Annotated in this window: 12 protein-coding genes, 2 tRNA genes and 1 riboswitch; of the genes, 13 read left to right on the top strand and 1 reads right to left on the bottom strand. The window is 61.6% G+C overall.

The features are described 5' to 3' along the window. Positions 1-288: 288 nt before the first annotated feature. From ACODSJ_RS03565 to astE, 7 genes are all read left to right on the top strand, one after another. On the top strand, positions 289-1,509 hold the full coding sequence (locus tag ACODSJ_RS03565) for an aspartate aminotransferase family protein (protein ID WP_489100413.1): 1,221 nt from the start codon (positions 289-291) through the stop codon (positions 1,507-1,509). A gap of 192 nt (positions 1,510-1,701) precedes the next feature. Continuing rightward, on the top strand, positions 1,702-2,721 hold the full coding sequence (gene aruF, locus ACODSJ_RS03560) for an arginine/ornithine succinyltransferase subunit alpha (RefSeq protein WP_489100412.1): 1,020 nt from the start codon (positions 1,702-1,704) through the stop codon (positions 2,719-2,721). A gap of 60 nt (positions 2,722-2,781) precedes the next feature. Next, a complete protein-coding gene (astA, locus tag ACODSJ_RS03555; protein ID WP_489100411.1) occupies positions 2,782-3,807 on the top strand; it encodes an arginine N-succinyltransferase in 1,026 nt (341 codons plus the stop codon). Beyond that, positions 3,804-5,273 (top strand): succinylglutamate-semialdehyde dehydrogenase, encoded by a 1,470-nt coding sequence (gene astD, locus ACODSJ_RS03550; RefSeq protein ID WP_489100593.1) that lies wholly within the window; start codon positions 3,804-3,806, stop codon positions 5,271-5,273. Before astA ends, astD begins: the two co-directional genes overlap by 4 nt. 130 nt (positions 5,274-5,403) lie before the next feature. Then, positions 5,404-6,750 (top strand): N-succinylarginine dihydrolase, encoded by a 1,347-nt coding sequence (gene astB, locus ACODSJ_RS03545; protein WP_489100410.1) that lies wholly within the window; start codon positions 5,404-5,406, stop codon positions 6,748-6,750. Between the two features lie 69 nt (positions 6,751-6,819). After that, positions 6,820-7,107, top strand: a complete 288-nt coding sequence (locus ACODSJ_RS03540; protein WP_489100409.1) for a topoisomerase II — start codon at positions 6,820-6,822, stop codon at positions 7,105-7,107. A gap of 11 nt (positions 7,108-7,118) precedes the next feature. After that, entirely contained in the window at positions 7,119-8,126 is a 1,008-nt protein-coding gene (gene astE, locus ACODSJ_RS03535) for a succinylglutamate desuccinylase (RefSeq protein ID WP_489100408.1), read from the top strand. Between the two features lie 64 nt (positions 8,127-8,190). On the opposite strand, the gene ACODSJ_RS03530 is transcribed toward astE, so the two are convergent. Then, positions 8,191-8,700 (bottom strand): 6,7-dimethyl-8-ribityllumazine synthase, encoded by a 510-nt coding sequence (locus tag ACODSJ_RS03530; protein WP_489100407.1) that lies wholly within the window; start codon positions 8,698-8,700, stop codon positions 8,191-8,193. 101 nt (positions 8,701-8,801) lie between these two features. Further along, positions 8,802-8,969: riboswitch (FMN riboswitch) on the bottom strand. Between the two features lie 265 nt (positions 8,970-9,234). On the opposite strand from ACODSJ_RS03530, the gene ltaE reads away from it, so the two are divergent. From ltaE to ACODSJ_RS03500, 6 genes are all read left to right on the top strand, one after another. Next, on the top strand, positions 9,235-10,239 hold the full coding sequence (gene ltaE / locus ACODSJ_RS03525; RefSeq protein ID WP_489100406.1) for a low-specificity L-threonine aldolase: 1,005 nt from the start codon (positions 9,235-9,237) through the stop codon (positions 10,237-10,239). Between the two features lie 146 nt (positions 10,240-10,385). Then, positions 10,386-13,007: an alanine--tRNA ligase gene (alaS, locus tag ACODSJ_RS03520; protein ID WP_489100405.1), complete on the top strand. Its 2,622-nt coding sequence runs from the start codon at positions 10,386-10,388 to the stop codon at positions 13,005-13,007. 89 nt (positions 13,008-13,096) lie between these two features. Next, entirely contained in the window at positions 13,097-14,338 is a 1,242-nt protein-coding gene (locus ACODSJ_RS03515; protein ID WP_260962327.1) for an aspartate kinase, read from the top strand. A gap of 185 nt (positions 14,339-14,523) precedes the next feature. Continuing rightward, complete coding sequence (csrA, locus tag ACODSJ_RS03510; protein ID WP_003178872.1) at positions 14,524-14,712, top strand: carbon storage regulator CsrA; 189 nt, start codon at positions 14,524-14,526, stop codon at positions 14,710-14,712. A 62-nt stretch (positions 14,713-14,774) separates the two neighbouring features. Beyond that, positions 14,775-14,865: transfer RNA gene (locus ACODSJ_RS03505), tRNA-Ser, on the top strand. A 106-nt stretch (positions 14,866-14,971) separates the two neighbouring features. Continuing rightward, positions 14,972-15,048, top strand: a tRNA-Arg gene (locus ACODSJ_RS03500). Positions 15,049-15,174 lie beyond the last annotated feature (126 nt).

Raw genomic sequence — 15,174 nt, 5'->3', positions numbered from 1 at the left:
AACCGCGTTATCGTTCATCGCGAGCAAGCTTTGCTCCCACAGATAAATCCCCTGCCACAAGTGATAGGTCTGGCCAGGGAAATGTAGAAGCTGCTGCCTTAAACCCCTTGCCAACGTTTAAACTGCGCCTTTGCGACGGTATTTGTCGCATTGCCGTAAACCCGCGCAAAACGTGGGTTGGCGCTATAAGAAGTTGTCGCTTGGCGACAAGGCCAGGCTGAAAACTGTCCTTACAATCCCCCCATCGCTCGCCAGTTTCAGGCGGGTGTTCCTCTTCAGGAGACTCCGATGTCCGTTGAGCAAGCCGCGGTACAACGCGCCGATTTCGACCAGGTTATGGTTCCCAACTATGCGCCTGCAGCCTTCATTCCAGTGCGTGGCGCCGGGTCCCGCGTGTGGGACCAGTCCGGTCGTGAACTGATCGATTTCGCCGGCGGCATCGCAGTCAACGTACTGGGCCACGCCCATCCGGCACTGGTGGGTGCGCTGACCGAACAGGCCAACAAGCTGTGGCATGTGTCCAACGTGTTCACCAACGAACCGGCCCTGCGCCTGGCCCATAAGCTGGTCAACGCCACCTTCGCCGAGCGCGCATTCTTCTGCAACTCCGGCGCCGAAGCCAACGAGGCCGCCTTCAAGCTGGCCCGTCGTGTCGCGTTCGACCGTTTCGGCAGCGAGAAATACGAAATCATTGCCGCGCTCAACAGCTTCCACGGGCGCACCCTGTTCACCGTCAACGTCGGCGGGCAATCGAAATACTCCGACGGTTTCGGTCCTAAAATTACCGGCATCACCCACGTTCCCTATAACGACCTGGCAGCATTGAAAGCGGCGATCTCGGACAAGACCTGCGCCGTGGTGCTGGAACCGATCCAGGGCGAGGGCGGTGTGTTGCCGGCCGAGAAGAGCTACCTGCAAGGCGCCCGCGACCTGTGCGATGCGCACAACGCGCTGCTGGTGTTCGACGAAGTGCAGACCGGCATGGGCCGCAGCGGTGAGTTGTTCGCCTACATGCACTACGGCGTGGTCCCGGACATCCTCACCAGCGCCAAGAGCCTGGGCGGCGGTTTCCCGATTGCCGCGATGCTCACCACCGAAGCGCTGGCCAAGCACCTGGTGGTCGGCACCCACGGCACCACGTACGGCGGCAACCCGCTGGCCTGCGCGGTGGGCGAGGCGGTGATCGACGTGGTCAACACTCCTGAAGTGCTCGGTGGGGTCAAGGCCAAGCATCACAAATTCAAGGCGCGCCTGGAGCAGATCGGCGAGAAGTACGGCCTGTTCACCCAAGTGCGGGGCATGGGGCTGTTGCTCGGTTGCGTGCTGAACGACGCCTGGAAAGGCAAGGCCAAGGACATCTTCAACGCCGCCGAGCAGGAAGGCCTGATGATCCTGCAAGCCGGTCCGGACGTGGTTCGTTTCGCCCCGAGCCTGGTGGTGGAAGACGCTGACATCGACGCCGGCCTGGACCGCTTCGAGCGGGCAGTGGCGAAGCTGACCCAAGCCTGATTTCAGGCTTGCCTGGCTCTCCTGTGGGAGCCGGGCTTGTGTGGGAGCAAAGCTTGCTCGCGATGGATCGCCTCGGTCTTGCAGGTAGAAATCATTGCCTGCATCGCGAGCAAGCTTTGCTCCCACATTGATATTTTTTTTGTGTATCGACCCAACGGTCGACCCCTTTATTTCAAGTTAAGGAGTGACACCATGCTGGTGATGCGCCCCGCGCAAATGGCTGATCTGGGCGAGGTACAGCGTCTGGCTGCGGACAGTCCGATCGGTGTCACCTCCTTGCCGGATGACGTGGAACGCTTGAGCGACAAGATCGCCGCGAGCGAAGCCTCGTTTGCCGCCGAAGTCAGCTTCAACGGCGAAGAGAGCTATTTCTTTGTTCTCGAAGACACCGAGACCGGCAAATTGGCGGGCTGTTCGGCCATCGTCGCGTCGGCCGGTTATTCCGAACCGTTCTACAGCTTTCGCAACGAGACCTTCGTTCACGCCTCTCGCGAGCTGAAGATCCACAACAAGATCCACGTGCTCTCCCAGTGCCACGACCTGACGGGCAACAGCCTGCTGACCAGTTTCTATGTGGTGCCGGAGCTGGTGGGTTCGCCATGGTCGGAACTCAATTCCCGCGGACGCCTGCTGTTCGTCGCCAGCCATCCGGAGCGTTTCGCCGATTCGGTGGTGACCGAGATCGTCGGCTACAGCGATGAACACGGCGACTCGCCGTTCTGGGACGCCATCGGTCGCAACTTTTTCGACCTCAACTACGCCGCCGCCGAGCGCTTGTGCGGGTTGAAAAGCCGTACGTTCCTCGCTGAGCTGATGCCGCATTACCCGATCTACGTGCCGCTGCTGCCGGACGCCGCGCAAGAAGCTATGGGCCAGGTCCATCCGCGTGCGCAGATCACCTTCGACATCCTGATGCGCGAAGGCTTCGAGACCGATCACTACATCGACATTTTCGACGGTGGTCCGACTCTGCATGCCCGGGTCTCGGGCATCCGCTCGATTGCCCAGAGCCGCGTGGTGCCGGTGAAAATCGGTGAACCGGTCAAGGGGGCCGGTCGGCAATACCTGGTGTCCAACGGCTTGTTGCAGGATTACCGCGCCGTGCTGCTGGAGCTCGATTACGCGCCCGGCAAGCCGGTGACCCTGGACATGGAAGCGGCCGAGGCCCTGGGCGTCGGCGAAGGCGCCAGCGTTCGCCTGGTTGCGGTTTAACGGCCCCGCCTTACAGCTGAGTTTCGCGGGTGGCGTGAGCGACCCGTTTGAGGAGATAGCATGATCGTTCGTCCCGTACGCAGCAGCGACTTACCCGCTCTGATCGACCTGGCCCGCAGCACCGGCACCGGCTTGACCACCCTGCCGGCCAACGAGCAGCGCCTGGCCCATCGGGTCGGCTGGGCCGAGAAGACCTTTCGTGGCGAAGCCGGGCGCGCCGATGCGGACTACCTGTTCGTGCTCGAAGACGACGACGGTCGCGTGGTGGGCATCTCGGCCATCGCCGGCGCCGTGGGGCTGCGTGAGCCTTGGTACAACTTCCGGGTTGGCCTGACGGTCAGCGCCTCCCAGGAACTGAACATCTACCGGGAAATCCCGACCCTGTTCCTGGCCAACGACCTGACCGGCAATTCCGAGCTGTGTTCGTTGTTCCTGCACGCCGACTACCGCACCGGCCTCAACGGCCGCATGCTGGCCAAGGCGCGGTTGCTGTTCATCGCCGAGTTTGCGCAGTTGTTCGGCAACAAGATCATTGCCGAAATGCGCGGCATGTCTGACGACAAGGGCCGTTCGCCTTTCTGGGAAAGCCTGGGCCGGCATTTTTTCAAGATGGAATTCAGCCAGGCCGACTACCTGACCGGCGTGGGCAACAAGGCCTTCATTGCCGAACTGATGCCCAAGTTCCCGCTGTACACCTGCTTCTTGTCCGAAGATGCCCGCGCGGTGATTGGCCAGGTGCACACCGATACCGAGCCGGCGCTGGCGATGCTCAAGAGCGAAGGCTTCAGCTACCAGGGTTACGTCGACATCTTCGACGCCGGCCCGGCCGTGGAGTGCGAAACCAGCAAGATCCGCGCAGTGCGTGACAGCCAGGCGCTGGTGTTGGCCATCGGCACGCCGGGTGACGACGCCACGCCGTTCCTCATCCACAACCGCAAGTGCCTGGATTGCCGCATCACCGCAGCACCGGCACGCCTCGCCGCAGGCACCCTGGTGGTCGATCCGCTGACCGCCAAACGTCTTCAACTCAATGCTGGCGACCAAGTGCGCGCCGTCGCGTTGTCCCCCGCTCGGGAGTCGAAATAATGAAGTCGCTGTACATCGCAGGAAGCTGGCTGGAAGGTCAGGGCGACGCCTTCGAGTCGTTGAACCCGGTGACCCAGCACGTGCTGTGGTCGGGCAAAGGCGCGACAGCGACACAAGTCGAGTCGGCGGTGCAGGCCGCGCGCCAGGCATTCCCGGACTGGGCGCGGCGCTCGCTGGATGAGCGCATCCAGGTGCTGGAAGCCTTCGCTGCAACCCTGAAGAACCATGCTGACGAATTGGCCCATTGCATCGGTGAGGAAACCGGCAAGCCGTTGTGGGAAGCGGCCACCGAAGTCACCAGCATGATCAACAAGGTGGCGATCTCGGTGCAGAGCTACCGCGAGCGGACCGGCGAAAAGAGCGGCCCCCTGGGCGACGCCACCGCCGTGCTGCGCCACAAGCCCCACGGTGTGGTGGCGGTGTTCGGCCCCTACAATTTCCCCGGCCACCTGCCCAACGGCCACATCGTACCGGCGCTGTTGGCGGGCAACAGTGTGCTGTTCAAGCCGAGTGAACTGACGCCCAAAGTCGCCGAGCTGACGGTCAAGTGCTGGGTCGAAGCCGGCCTGCCGGCGGGCGTGCTGAACCTGCTGCAAGGGGCACGGGAAACCGGCATCGCCCTGGCGGCGAACCCGGGGATCGACGGCCTGTTCTTCACCGGCTCCAGCCGCACTGGCAACCTGTTGCATCAACAATTCTCCGGTCGCCCGGACAAGATCCTGGCGCTGGAAATGGGCGGTAACAATCCGCTGGTGGTGGACGAGGTGGCGGACGTCGACGCGGCGGTCTACACCATTATCCAGTCCGCGTTCATTTCGGCCGGCCAGCGTTGCACGTGCGCACGCCGCCTTCTGGTGCCGGAAGGTGCGTGGGGCGATGCCTTGCTGGCGCGCCTGGTGGCGGTCAGCTCGACCCTGGAGGTCGGTGCCTTCGACCAGCAACCGGCGCCGTTCATGGGCTCGGTGATTTCCCTGGGCGCGGCCAAGGCATTGATGGACGCGCAGAACCATTTGCTTGGCCTGGGCGCGGTGGCGCTGCTGGCCATGACCCAGCCCCTGGCCCAGGCAGCGTTGCTGACGCCGGGCATCCTGGACGTGACGGCGGTGACCGAGCGTCCCGACGAGGAATTGTTCGGGCCATTGCTGCAAGTGATCCGCTACTCGGATTTCCCGGCGGCCATCGCCGAAGCCAACAACACCCAATATGGCCTGGCTGCCGGGTTGCTGTCGGATTCGCAAGCGCGTTACCAGCAGTTCTGGCTGCAAAGCCGTGCCGGTATCGTCAACTGGAACAAGCAACTGACCGGCGCCGCCAGCAGCGCGCCGTTCGGCGGTGTCGGGGCTTCGGGCAACCATCGCGCCAGCGCCTACTACGCGGCCGACTACTGCGCGTACCCGGTGGCGTCCCTGGAAACCCCGAGCCTTGTCATGCCGGCTAGCCTGACCCCGGGCGTGAGAATGGTGTAAACCCAATCGCGGGCAAGCCTTGCTCCCACAGATGCTATGCAACTCCTGTGGGAGCAAGGCTTGTCCGCGATGGCCGCGATGCGGTTGTTACTTGATGCCTATAAAAACAGATCCTCGTGGAGCCTCGCTGATGAAATCCTTTGAAGTCAACTTTGACGGTCTAGTGGGGCCGACCCATAACTACGGCGGGCTCTCCTACGGCAACGTCGCCTCCCAGAGCAACAGCCAGCAGTCCTCCAATCCCAAGGAAGCGGCGCTGCAAGGCCTGGCGAAAATGAAAGCGCTGATGGACATGGGCTTCCAGCAAGGTGTACTGGCGCCACAGGAGCGCCCGGACGTGGCGGCGCTGCGTCGGTTGGGCTTTGCCGGCAGCGATGCCCAGGTCATCCAGCAAGCGGCGAAAGAAGCGATGCCGCTGCTGGTCGCCAGTTGCTCGGCTTCCAGCATGTGGGTAGCCAACGCCGCCACCGTCAGCCCGAGCGCCGACACTGCCGACGGTCGCGTGCATTTCACCGCCGCCAACCTGAACTGCAAATACCACCGCAGCATCGAACACCCGACCACCAGCCGCGTGCTGGGCGCGATGTTTGCCGATCAGCAACACTTTGCCCACCACGCGGCGTTGCCGGCCGTGGCGCAATTTGGCGACGAAGGGGCGGCCAACCACACCCGTTTCTGCCGCAGCTACGGCGAGGTCGGCGTGGAATTCTTCGTGTTCGGTCGCAGCGCCTTCGACACCCGCTACCCGTCGCCGCAGAAGTACCCGGCGCGTCAGACCCTCGAAGCCTCCCAGGCCGTTGCCCGGCTGCATGGGTTGAAGGAGGAGGGCGTGGTGTACGCCCAGCAGAATCCGTCGGTGATCGACCAGGGCGTGTTCCATAACGATGTGATCGCGGTGGGCAACGGCGAAGTGCTGTTCTACCACGAGGATGCCTTCCTTGAGACCGACAAGATGCTGGCCGAGCTGAGCAGCAAGCTCGCCAAGGTCGGCGGCAAATTCCAGGCGGTTTGCGTGCCGCGTTCGGCAGTGACCGTGGACGACGCGGTGCGCTCCTACCTGTTCAATAGCCAGTTGCTGTCGCGTCCCGACGGCTCGATGCTGTTGATCGTGCCGCAAGAGTGCCGCGCCAACGAGCGCGTCTGGCAATACCTGCAAGGCCTGACGAGTTCCGGCGGGGTGATTCGCGAAGTGAAGGTCTTCGACCTCAAGCAAAGCATGCAGAACGGTGGCGGCCCGGCGTGCCTGCGGTTGCGCGTGGCCCTCAATGAAACCGAACTGGCGGCCGTCAACCCAGGGGTTATCATGACCGCGCCGTTGTACGATTCGCTGACCCATTGGGTTGAGCGGCATTACCGCGACCGCATGACCGAAAATGACCTGGCGGACCCGCAATTGCTGCTCGAATGCCGCACGGCACTGGATGAACTGACACAAATCCTTAAACTTGGCGCGGTTTATCCTTTCCAGATCAATTGAAAGCGCGCGCGACCTGACTACAGTCAATGCAGGGCGCGTTGCCTTATTTCCAGACGAGAACGTAAAGACATGAGCGATACCCTGCAACTGATCCTCGAAGACAGTGACGGCACCCAGCTGGAAACCTCCTGCACCCGCGTCGCGGTGATGTGGCAAGGCAAGGAGTTGTGGATCCAGCAAGACGGCCGTGGCCAGTTGCTGATCGGTGTCGACGTCGAGGAAGACGACGAGGAATACGCCAACCTGCTGCTGCGTCCATTGGCCACCAACCTGGTCAGCCTGCAACTGGAAATGGAACCGGCCGACCTCGGCGACGACGGTCACGTCCATGGCCCGGATTGCGACCACGACCATTAAGGAACCGCCCTATGCTCGCCCTCGGCAAACTGCTTGAACTGACCCTCGCCGGTCGTGAACCGGCGGAGAAGACTCAACTGACTGTCGAAGGCGTACGGATGCGCTGGCTGAGCGAGGGCGCGCTGGAGGTCAAGCCGCCCGAGTCCCGGGACAATGGCCTGGACCTGTTGCTGTCAGCCGGTATCCACGGCAACGAAACCGCACCGATCGAGTTGCTCGATCGCCTGCTGCATGACATCGCCCGTGGGGATTTGAAGCCACGGGCACGCATCCTGTTCCTGTTCGGCAACCCCGAGGCCATACGCCGTGGGGAGCGTTTCGTCGAACAGGACGTCAATCGTTTGTTCAATGGTCGCCACGAGCTGAGCGGCGGCCCCGAGGCGCTGCGGGCATGCGAGCTGGAGCGACTGGCCGCCAGTTTCTTCAGCCTGCCGGATCGCAGCCGCTTGCACTACGACCTGCACACCGCCATCCGTGGTTCGAAGATCGAGCAGTTCGCCCTCTACCCGTGGAAGGAGGACCGTCCGCATTCACGCCGTGAACTGGCGCGCCTGCGGGCTGCCGGCATGGAGGCGGTGCTGTTGCAGAACAAGCCGTCCATCGTGTTCAGCGCTTACACCTACGAGCAGCTCGGCGCCGAGTCCTTCACGCTGGAACTGGGCAAGGCCCGGCCGTTCGGGCAGAACGACGGTGTCAATGTCAGCCGGTTGGAAAAGCGCCTGCAACAGATCATCGAAGGCAGCGAGCCGGAACTGGACGAAGGGCTGGATGGCTTGCAGCTGTTCAGTGTGGCGCGGGAAATCATCAAGCATAGCGACAGCTTCCGCCTGAACCTGCCGGCGGACATCGAGAACTTCTCGGAGCTTGGAAAAGGCTACGTTCTGGCCGAAGACATCGCCCAGACCCGCTGGGTGATCGAAGAGGAGGGCGCCCGGATCATCTTTCCGAATCCCAAGGTCAAGAATGGCTTGCGGGCCGGCATTCTGATTGTGCCGGCGACGGATGAGCACCTGATCTAAATCCCACACACAGGACCATTGTGGGAGCGAGCAAGCCCGCTCCCACAGGCGCTTTGGGCTACTTTTAGACCGCTACCGCCCGCTGCTCACCCTGACGCAACGCCCGGGTCTTGTGCAGCGTATCGGCGCAGGTCTTCGCCGCTTCCTGGCCCTTGTGCACGAAGTGATCGAAGAAAAATTTCTGGTGCTCTTCCCCCGCATGGAAGTGATGGGGCGTGAGCACCACGGAGAACACCGGCACTTCGGTTTCCAGTTGGACCTGCATCAGGCCGCTGATTACCGATTGGGCGACGAACTCGTGACGGTAGATGCCGCCGTCCACCACCAGGCCGGCGGCGACGATGCCCGCGTAGCGGCCTGACTTGGCCAGCAGCTTGGCGTGCAGCGGGATCTCGAAGGCGCCGCCGACTTCGAAGAAGTCGATATCGCTTGGCTGATAACCCTGGGCGATCATTTCGGCGACGAAACCTTTACGGCTCTGGTCGACGATTTCCTTGTGCCAGCAGGCCTGGATGAACGCGACGCGCTCGTTCGGGTGGTGTTTGGTCTTGCTGTCGATTGCAGTGGGTTGCATGTTCTGGTTCCTGTTTGTGTGAAAAACAGGGCGTCATGAATCGAAGGGGATTCGAGGGTACGCCGCGCACAAGACAGTCGCAGGCGGCCCTTGGGTGTCAATCCCGTTCTCTCTTCATCCGGACTATGACCGTCGGCCCCGGAATCACACCGGGTCTGCTGACCTTGCCGCTACACCGCAACAGCCGTGTACCGCCAAGCGCTCGCGGGCTATGCACGTTGCGTGCAATTACCGCCGGTGGGGAATTACACCCCGCCCTGAGAACGTTTTTGCCGCCACATTTCGTGATGGCGGACGATTTTTAACACACAACCCCCTGTGGGAGCGAGCCGTGGGAGCAAAGCTTGCTCGCGATAGCTGTGGGTCAGTCAACATCAACACAACCTGACCCGACGCCATCGCGAGCAAGCTTTGCTCCCACAGCACAAGGGTTTTGTTGTCCTTTTCTTCGCCCCGTCTTGATTATTCCTCGCCATGACCGCAGTAATGACCTTCGAAACGGAATTCCCGCCACCCGAACCCGAGGCCAGATGCATGAGTGTTATCGATCTTCGCAGCGACACGGTCACCCAACCTTCCTCCGGCATGCTCGATGCCATGGCCTGCGCACCGACCGGCGACGACGTGTATGGCGAGGACCCGACGGTCAATCGTCTCGAAGCCGAGTTGGCCGCGCGCCTGGGGTTTGCCGCTGCACTGTTCGTGCCCTCGGGCACCATGAGTAACCTGCTGGGGTTGATGGCCCACTGCGAACGCGGCGATGAATACATCGTCGGCCAGCAAGCCCACACCTACAAATACGAAGGCGGTGGGGCGGCGGTGCTTGGCTCGATCCAGCCCCAGCCCCTTGAAGTTCAGGCGGACGGTTCCCTGGACCTGGCGCAGGTTGCGGCGGCAATCAAACCCGATGACGTCCACTTCGCCCGCACCCGCCTGCTGGCCCTGGAAAACACCATGCAAGGCAAGGTGCTGCCGCTGGACTACCTGGCCCGGGCCCGGCGCTTTACCCAGGAACATGGCCTGGCCCTGCACCTGGACGGCGCGCGGTTGTACAACGCGGCGGTCAAGTTGAATGTCGATGCCCGGGAGATCACGCAACATTTCGACTCGGTCTCGGTGTGCCTGTCCAAGGGGCTGGGCGCGCCGGTGGGCTCGGTGCTGTGTGGCAGCGCGCCATTGATCGCCAAGGCCCGCCGATTGCGCAAGATGGTGGGCGGCGGCATGCGCCAGGCCGGGATCCTCGCGGCGGCGGGGCTGTATGCCCTGGAGCATCAGGTCCGGCGCCTGGCCGATGACCACGCCAACGCCCTGCGGCTCGCCGACGGCTTGCGGGCGGCGGGCTACGAGGTCGAGCCGGTGCAGACCAACATGGTCTATGTGCAAATCGGCGAGCGGGCCGAGGCAATCAAGGCGTTTGCCGACGAACGGGGCATCAAGCTCAGCGCGGCGTCACGCCTGCGAATGGTGACGCACATGGACGTGAGCGCGGCGCAAATAGACCAGGTGATCGCCGCTTTCGTCGAATTTTCCCGTCAATGACCCACCATCCGGGCCAATTGACAGTTTCTATCGCATAAACACGCTGTACCCCGCGCGCAGGGCCGATATAATGCGGCCCTTTGCCGTTGCTTCGTCTGTTGACGTTTTGCACAGGCCTTTGGCCGCAGCCTCCGTGGAAGAACCTAATGAAAAGCGCAGAAATCCGTGAAGCCTTCCTTCGCTTCTTCGAAGAGCAAGGCCACACCCGAGTAGCCTCCAGCTCTTTGATCCCGGGCAACGACCCGACCCTGCTGTTCACCAATGCGGGGATGAACCAGTTCAAGGACTGCTTCCTGGGCCAGGAAAAACGTGCCTACACCCGTGCGGTGAGCAGCCAGAAATGCGTGCGTGCCGGTGGCAAGCACAACGACCTGGAAAACGTCGGCTATACCGCACGTCACCACACCTTCTTCGAAATGCTGGGTAACTTCAGCTTCGGTGACTATTTCAAGCGTGACGCGATCACCTTCGCCTGGACCTTCCTGACGTCCGACAAGTGGCTGAACCTGCCCAAGGAAAAACTCTGGGTCACGGTCTACGCCTCCGACGACGAAGCCTATGACATCTGGACCAAGGAAGTCGGTGTCCCGGCCGAGCGCATGGTGCGCATTGGCGATAACAAGGGCGCACCCTACGCCTCCGATAACTTCTGGACCATGGGCGATACCGGCCCGTGCGGCCCTTGCACCGAGATCTTCTACGACCACGGCGCCGACATCTGGGGCGGCCCACCCGGCTCGCCGGAAGAAGACGGTGACCGCTACATCGAGATCTGGAACAACGTGTTCATGCAGTTCAACCGCACCGCCGATGGCGTGTTGCATCCGCTGCCAGCACCGTCGGTGGACACCGGCATGGGCCTGGAGCGGATCAGTGCGGTGTTGCAGCACGTTCACTCCAACTACGAAATCGACCTGTTCCAGAGCCTGCTGAGCGCGTCCGCCAAGGCCATTGGTTGCACCAACGACAACCAGGCTTCGCTGAAAGTGGTGGCCGACCATATCCGTTCGTGCGGCTTCCTGATTGCCGACGGTGTGCTGCCGTCCAACGAAGGCCGCGGCTATGTGCTGCGCCGGATCATCCGTCGCGCTTGCCGCCACGGCAACAAGCTGGGTGCCAAGGGCAGTTTCTTCTATCAGATCGTCGCTGCATTGGCGGCCGAGATGGGCGATGCGTTCCCGGAACTCAAATCCCAGCAGGCGCACATCGAGCGTGTGCTCAAGGCTGAAGAAGAGCAGTTCGCCAAGACCCTGGAGCAGGGCCTGAAGATCCTCGAGCAGGACCTGGCCGAGCTCAAGGGCAACGTGGTTCCCGGCGACGTGGTGTTCAAGCTCTACGACACCTACGGTTTCCCGATGGACCTGACCGGTGACATCGCCCGCGAACGCAACCTGACCCTCGACGAGGAAGGTTTCGAGCGTGAGATGGAAGCCCAGCGGGTACGCGCGCGCTCCGCCAGCTCCTTCGGCATGGACTACAACAGCCTGGTCAAGGTTGACGTGGCCACCGAATTCACCGGTTACGCCGGCACCAGCGGTTCGGCCAAGATCGTTGCCATCTATAAGGACGGGCAATCGGTCGACATCCTGAGCGAAGGCCAGGAAGGTGTGATCGTGCTGGACACGACGCCGTTCTACGCCGAGTCCGGTGGCCAGGTCGGTGACTGTGGCTATCTGCAGGCCGGCAATTCGCGCTTCGACGTGCGCGACACCACCAAGACCGGTGGCGCGTTCCTGCACCATGGCGTGCTGGCCTCGGGCAGCCTGATGATCGCCGCGCCGGTGGCGGCGCATGTCGACGCCGACGTTCGTCATGCCACGTCGCTGAACCACTCCGCCACGCACTTGCTGCATGAAGCGTTGCGCCGTGTGTTGGGCGAGCACGTCCAGCAGAAGGGCTCGCTGGTGGACAGTCAGCGCCTGCGCTTCGACTTCAGCCACTTCGAAGCCATCAAGCCTGAGCAGATCAAGGCGCTGGAAGACATCGTCAACGCCGAGATCCGCAAGAACTCCGCGGTCGAGACTGAAGAAACCGACATCGAGACGGCCAAGCGCAAAGGCGCAATGGCGCTGTTCGGCGAGAAGTACGGCGACAGCGTGCGCGTGTTGAGCATGGGCGACTTCTCCGTGGAACTGTGCGGTGGCATCCACGCCAACCGTACCGGTGACATCGGCTTGCTCAAGATCATCAGCGAAGGTGGCGTGGCCTCCGGCGTGCGCCGCATCGAAGCGGTCACCGGCGCGGCGGCCCTGGCATACCTCAATGCCGCTGAAGAACAACTCAAGGAAGCGGCCAGCCTGATCAAGGGCAGCCGCGACAATCTGATCGACAAGTTGTCGGCTGTGCTGGAACGCAACCGCCTGCTGGAAAAACAACTGGAACAGTTGCAGGCCAAGGCCGCCAGCGCAGCGGGTGACGATCTGTCGGCCCAGGCCGTGGACGTCAAGGGCGTGAAGGTGCTGGCCGCTCGCCTGGATGGCCAGGACGGCAAGGCGCTGCTGGCGCTGGTCGATCAACTGAAAAACAAACTCGGCCGCGCAGTGATCCTGCTCGGCAGTGTCCATGAGGAAAAGGTCGTTCTCGTCGCAGGCGTGACCAAAGACCTGACTGGCCAACTCAAAGCCGGTGATTTGATGAAGCAGGCTGCTGCTGCAGTGGGCGGCAAGGGCGGTGGTCGTCCGGACATGGCGCAAGGCGGCGGTACCGACGCCGGCGCACTGGACGCGGCGCTGGCCCAGACCGTGGCATTTGTGGAGCAGGGTATTTAAGGCAGTGTTCCGGGCGCGCAGTCTAGTGGCGGGCCCGGTTGCCGTTGATTGATTATTGGGCGCCCTTCATGGGCAGAGGCGGCTTTGAAATGGCTTTGATCGTACAGAAATTTGGAGGCACCTCGGTCGGCACTGTCGAGAGAATCGAACAAGTCGCCGACAAGGTTAAGAAATTCCGTGATGCGGGCGATGACCTGGTGGTTGTGCTGTCGGCAATGAGCGGCGAGACCAACCGTCTGATCGATCTGGCCAAGCAAATCAGTGGCGACCAGCAACCGGTTCCCCGTGAACTGGACGTGATCGTTTCCACTGGCGAGCAGGTGACCATTGCCTTGCTGGCCATGGCACTGATCAAGCGTGGCGTGCCGGCGGTCTCCTACACCGGTAACCAGGTTCGTATCCTGACGGACAGCGCGCACAACAAAGCGCGTATCCTGCAGATCGACGACCAGAAGATCCGCGGCGACCTGAAGGCCGGTCGCGTGGTGGTGGTCGCCGGTTTCCAGGGTGTCGACGAGCACGGCAACATCACGACCCTCGGCCGCGGAGGTTCCGACACGACGGGTGTGGCACTGGCTGCAGCCCTCAAGGCGGACGAATGCCAGATCTACACCGATGTGGACGGTGTCTACACCACCGACCCGCGCGTGGTGTCCGTGGCCCAGCGCCTGGACAAGATCACCTTCGAAGAAATGCTGGAAATGGCCAGCCTCGGTTCGAAAGTGTTGCAGATCCGCGCCGTCGAGTTTGCCGGCAAGTACAACGTTCCGCTGCGCGTCCTGCACAGCTTCAAAGAGGGTCCGGGCACCCTCATTACTATTGATGAAGAGGAATCCATGGAACAGCCGATCATTTCCGGCATCGCTTTCAACCGCGATGAAGCCAAGCTGACCATCCGTGGCGTGCCAGACACCCCCGGCGTGGCGTTCAAGATTCTCGGCCCGATCAGTGCCGCGAACATCGAAGTCGACATGATCGTGCAGAACGTCGCGCACGATAACACCACCGACTTCACCTTCACCGTGCACCGCAACGACTATCCGGCGGCTGAAGCCGTGCTGAAAAAGACCGCTGGCGAAATCGGCGCCCGGGAAGTGGTTGGCGATACCAAGATTGCCAAGGTCTCGATCGTCGGTGTCGGCATGCGCTCCCACGCAGGCGTGGCCAGCCGCATGTTCGAAGCCCTGGCCAAGGAGGGTATCAACATCCAGATGATCTCCACGTCCGAAATCAAGGTTTCCGTGGTGATCGAAGAGAAGTATCTGGAACTGGCCGTGCGCGCCCTGCACACGGCTTTCGAACTCGACGCAGCTGCCCGACAGGGCGAGTAAGCGTTGTCTGAAGGGCGCGGCTGGACCGCGCCCTTCGTTTTTTTGAATGGCGCGCCCCAAAACTGTTCTTTTGCCCGCGCTGGTCAATACTTAGGCGTGTAGGCTTCGACCGTTCCGGTTGTAGGTCCAATGCCTTTTTTTTGCAGACTTGTTGTCCCTGAACTGTATTGCGTGAGGAGAAAGGTATGCTGATTCTGACTCGTCGGTGCGCGGAAAGCCTGATTATTGGCGATGGCGAAATCACCGTGACCGTGCTCGGCGTCAAAGGAAACCAAGTGCGTATCGGCGTCAACGCACCGAAAGAGGTTGCTGTGCATCGGGAAGAAATTTACCTGCGTATCAAGAAAGAGAAGGACGACGAACCAAGCCATTAATTTTTATCGATTTTTATGTTTGCAAACGGGGATGAAGCTGGTTAATATACGCCCCGTGTTGCGGAGAGCTGGCCGAGTGGCCGAAGGCGCTCCCCTGCTAAGGGAGTACACCTCACAAGGGTGTCGGGGGTTCGAATCCCCCGTTCTCCGCCATTATTTATTTAGTGCGTCAAATCTGGCTTGTTCGGTAAGTGATTGAAATTACTGAAAAAAGCGCTTTACAAAAAGATTCGACGACCTATAATGCGCGGCAACAAATGCACTCGTAGCTCAGCTGGATAGAGTACTCGGCTACGAACCGAGCGGTCACAGGTTCGAATCCTGTCGAGTGCACCATTTAAGAGTTGTTTGCAGCAATGCAAATAACTTGGCTTCAACCAGTTGTGATCTGGTATAAAACCACAACCTGCACTCGTAGCTCAGCTGGATAGAGTACTCGGCTACGAACCGAGCGGTCACAGG

This window comes from Pseudomonas sp. FG6 (assembly GCF_057809015.1).
The sequence above is the reverse complement of the archived record's forward strand: the minus strand, read 5'-3'. Positions and strand labels throughout refer to the sequence as shown.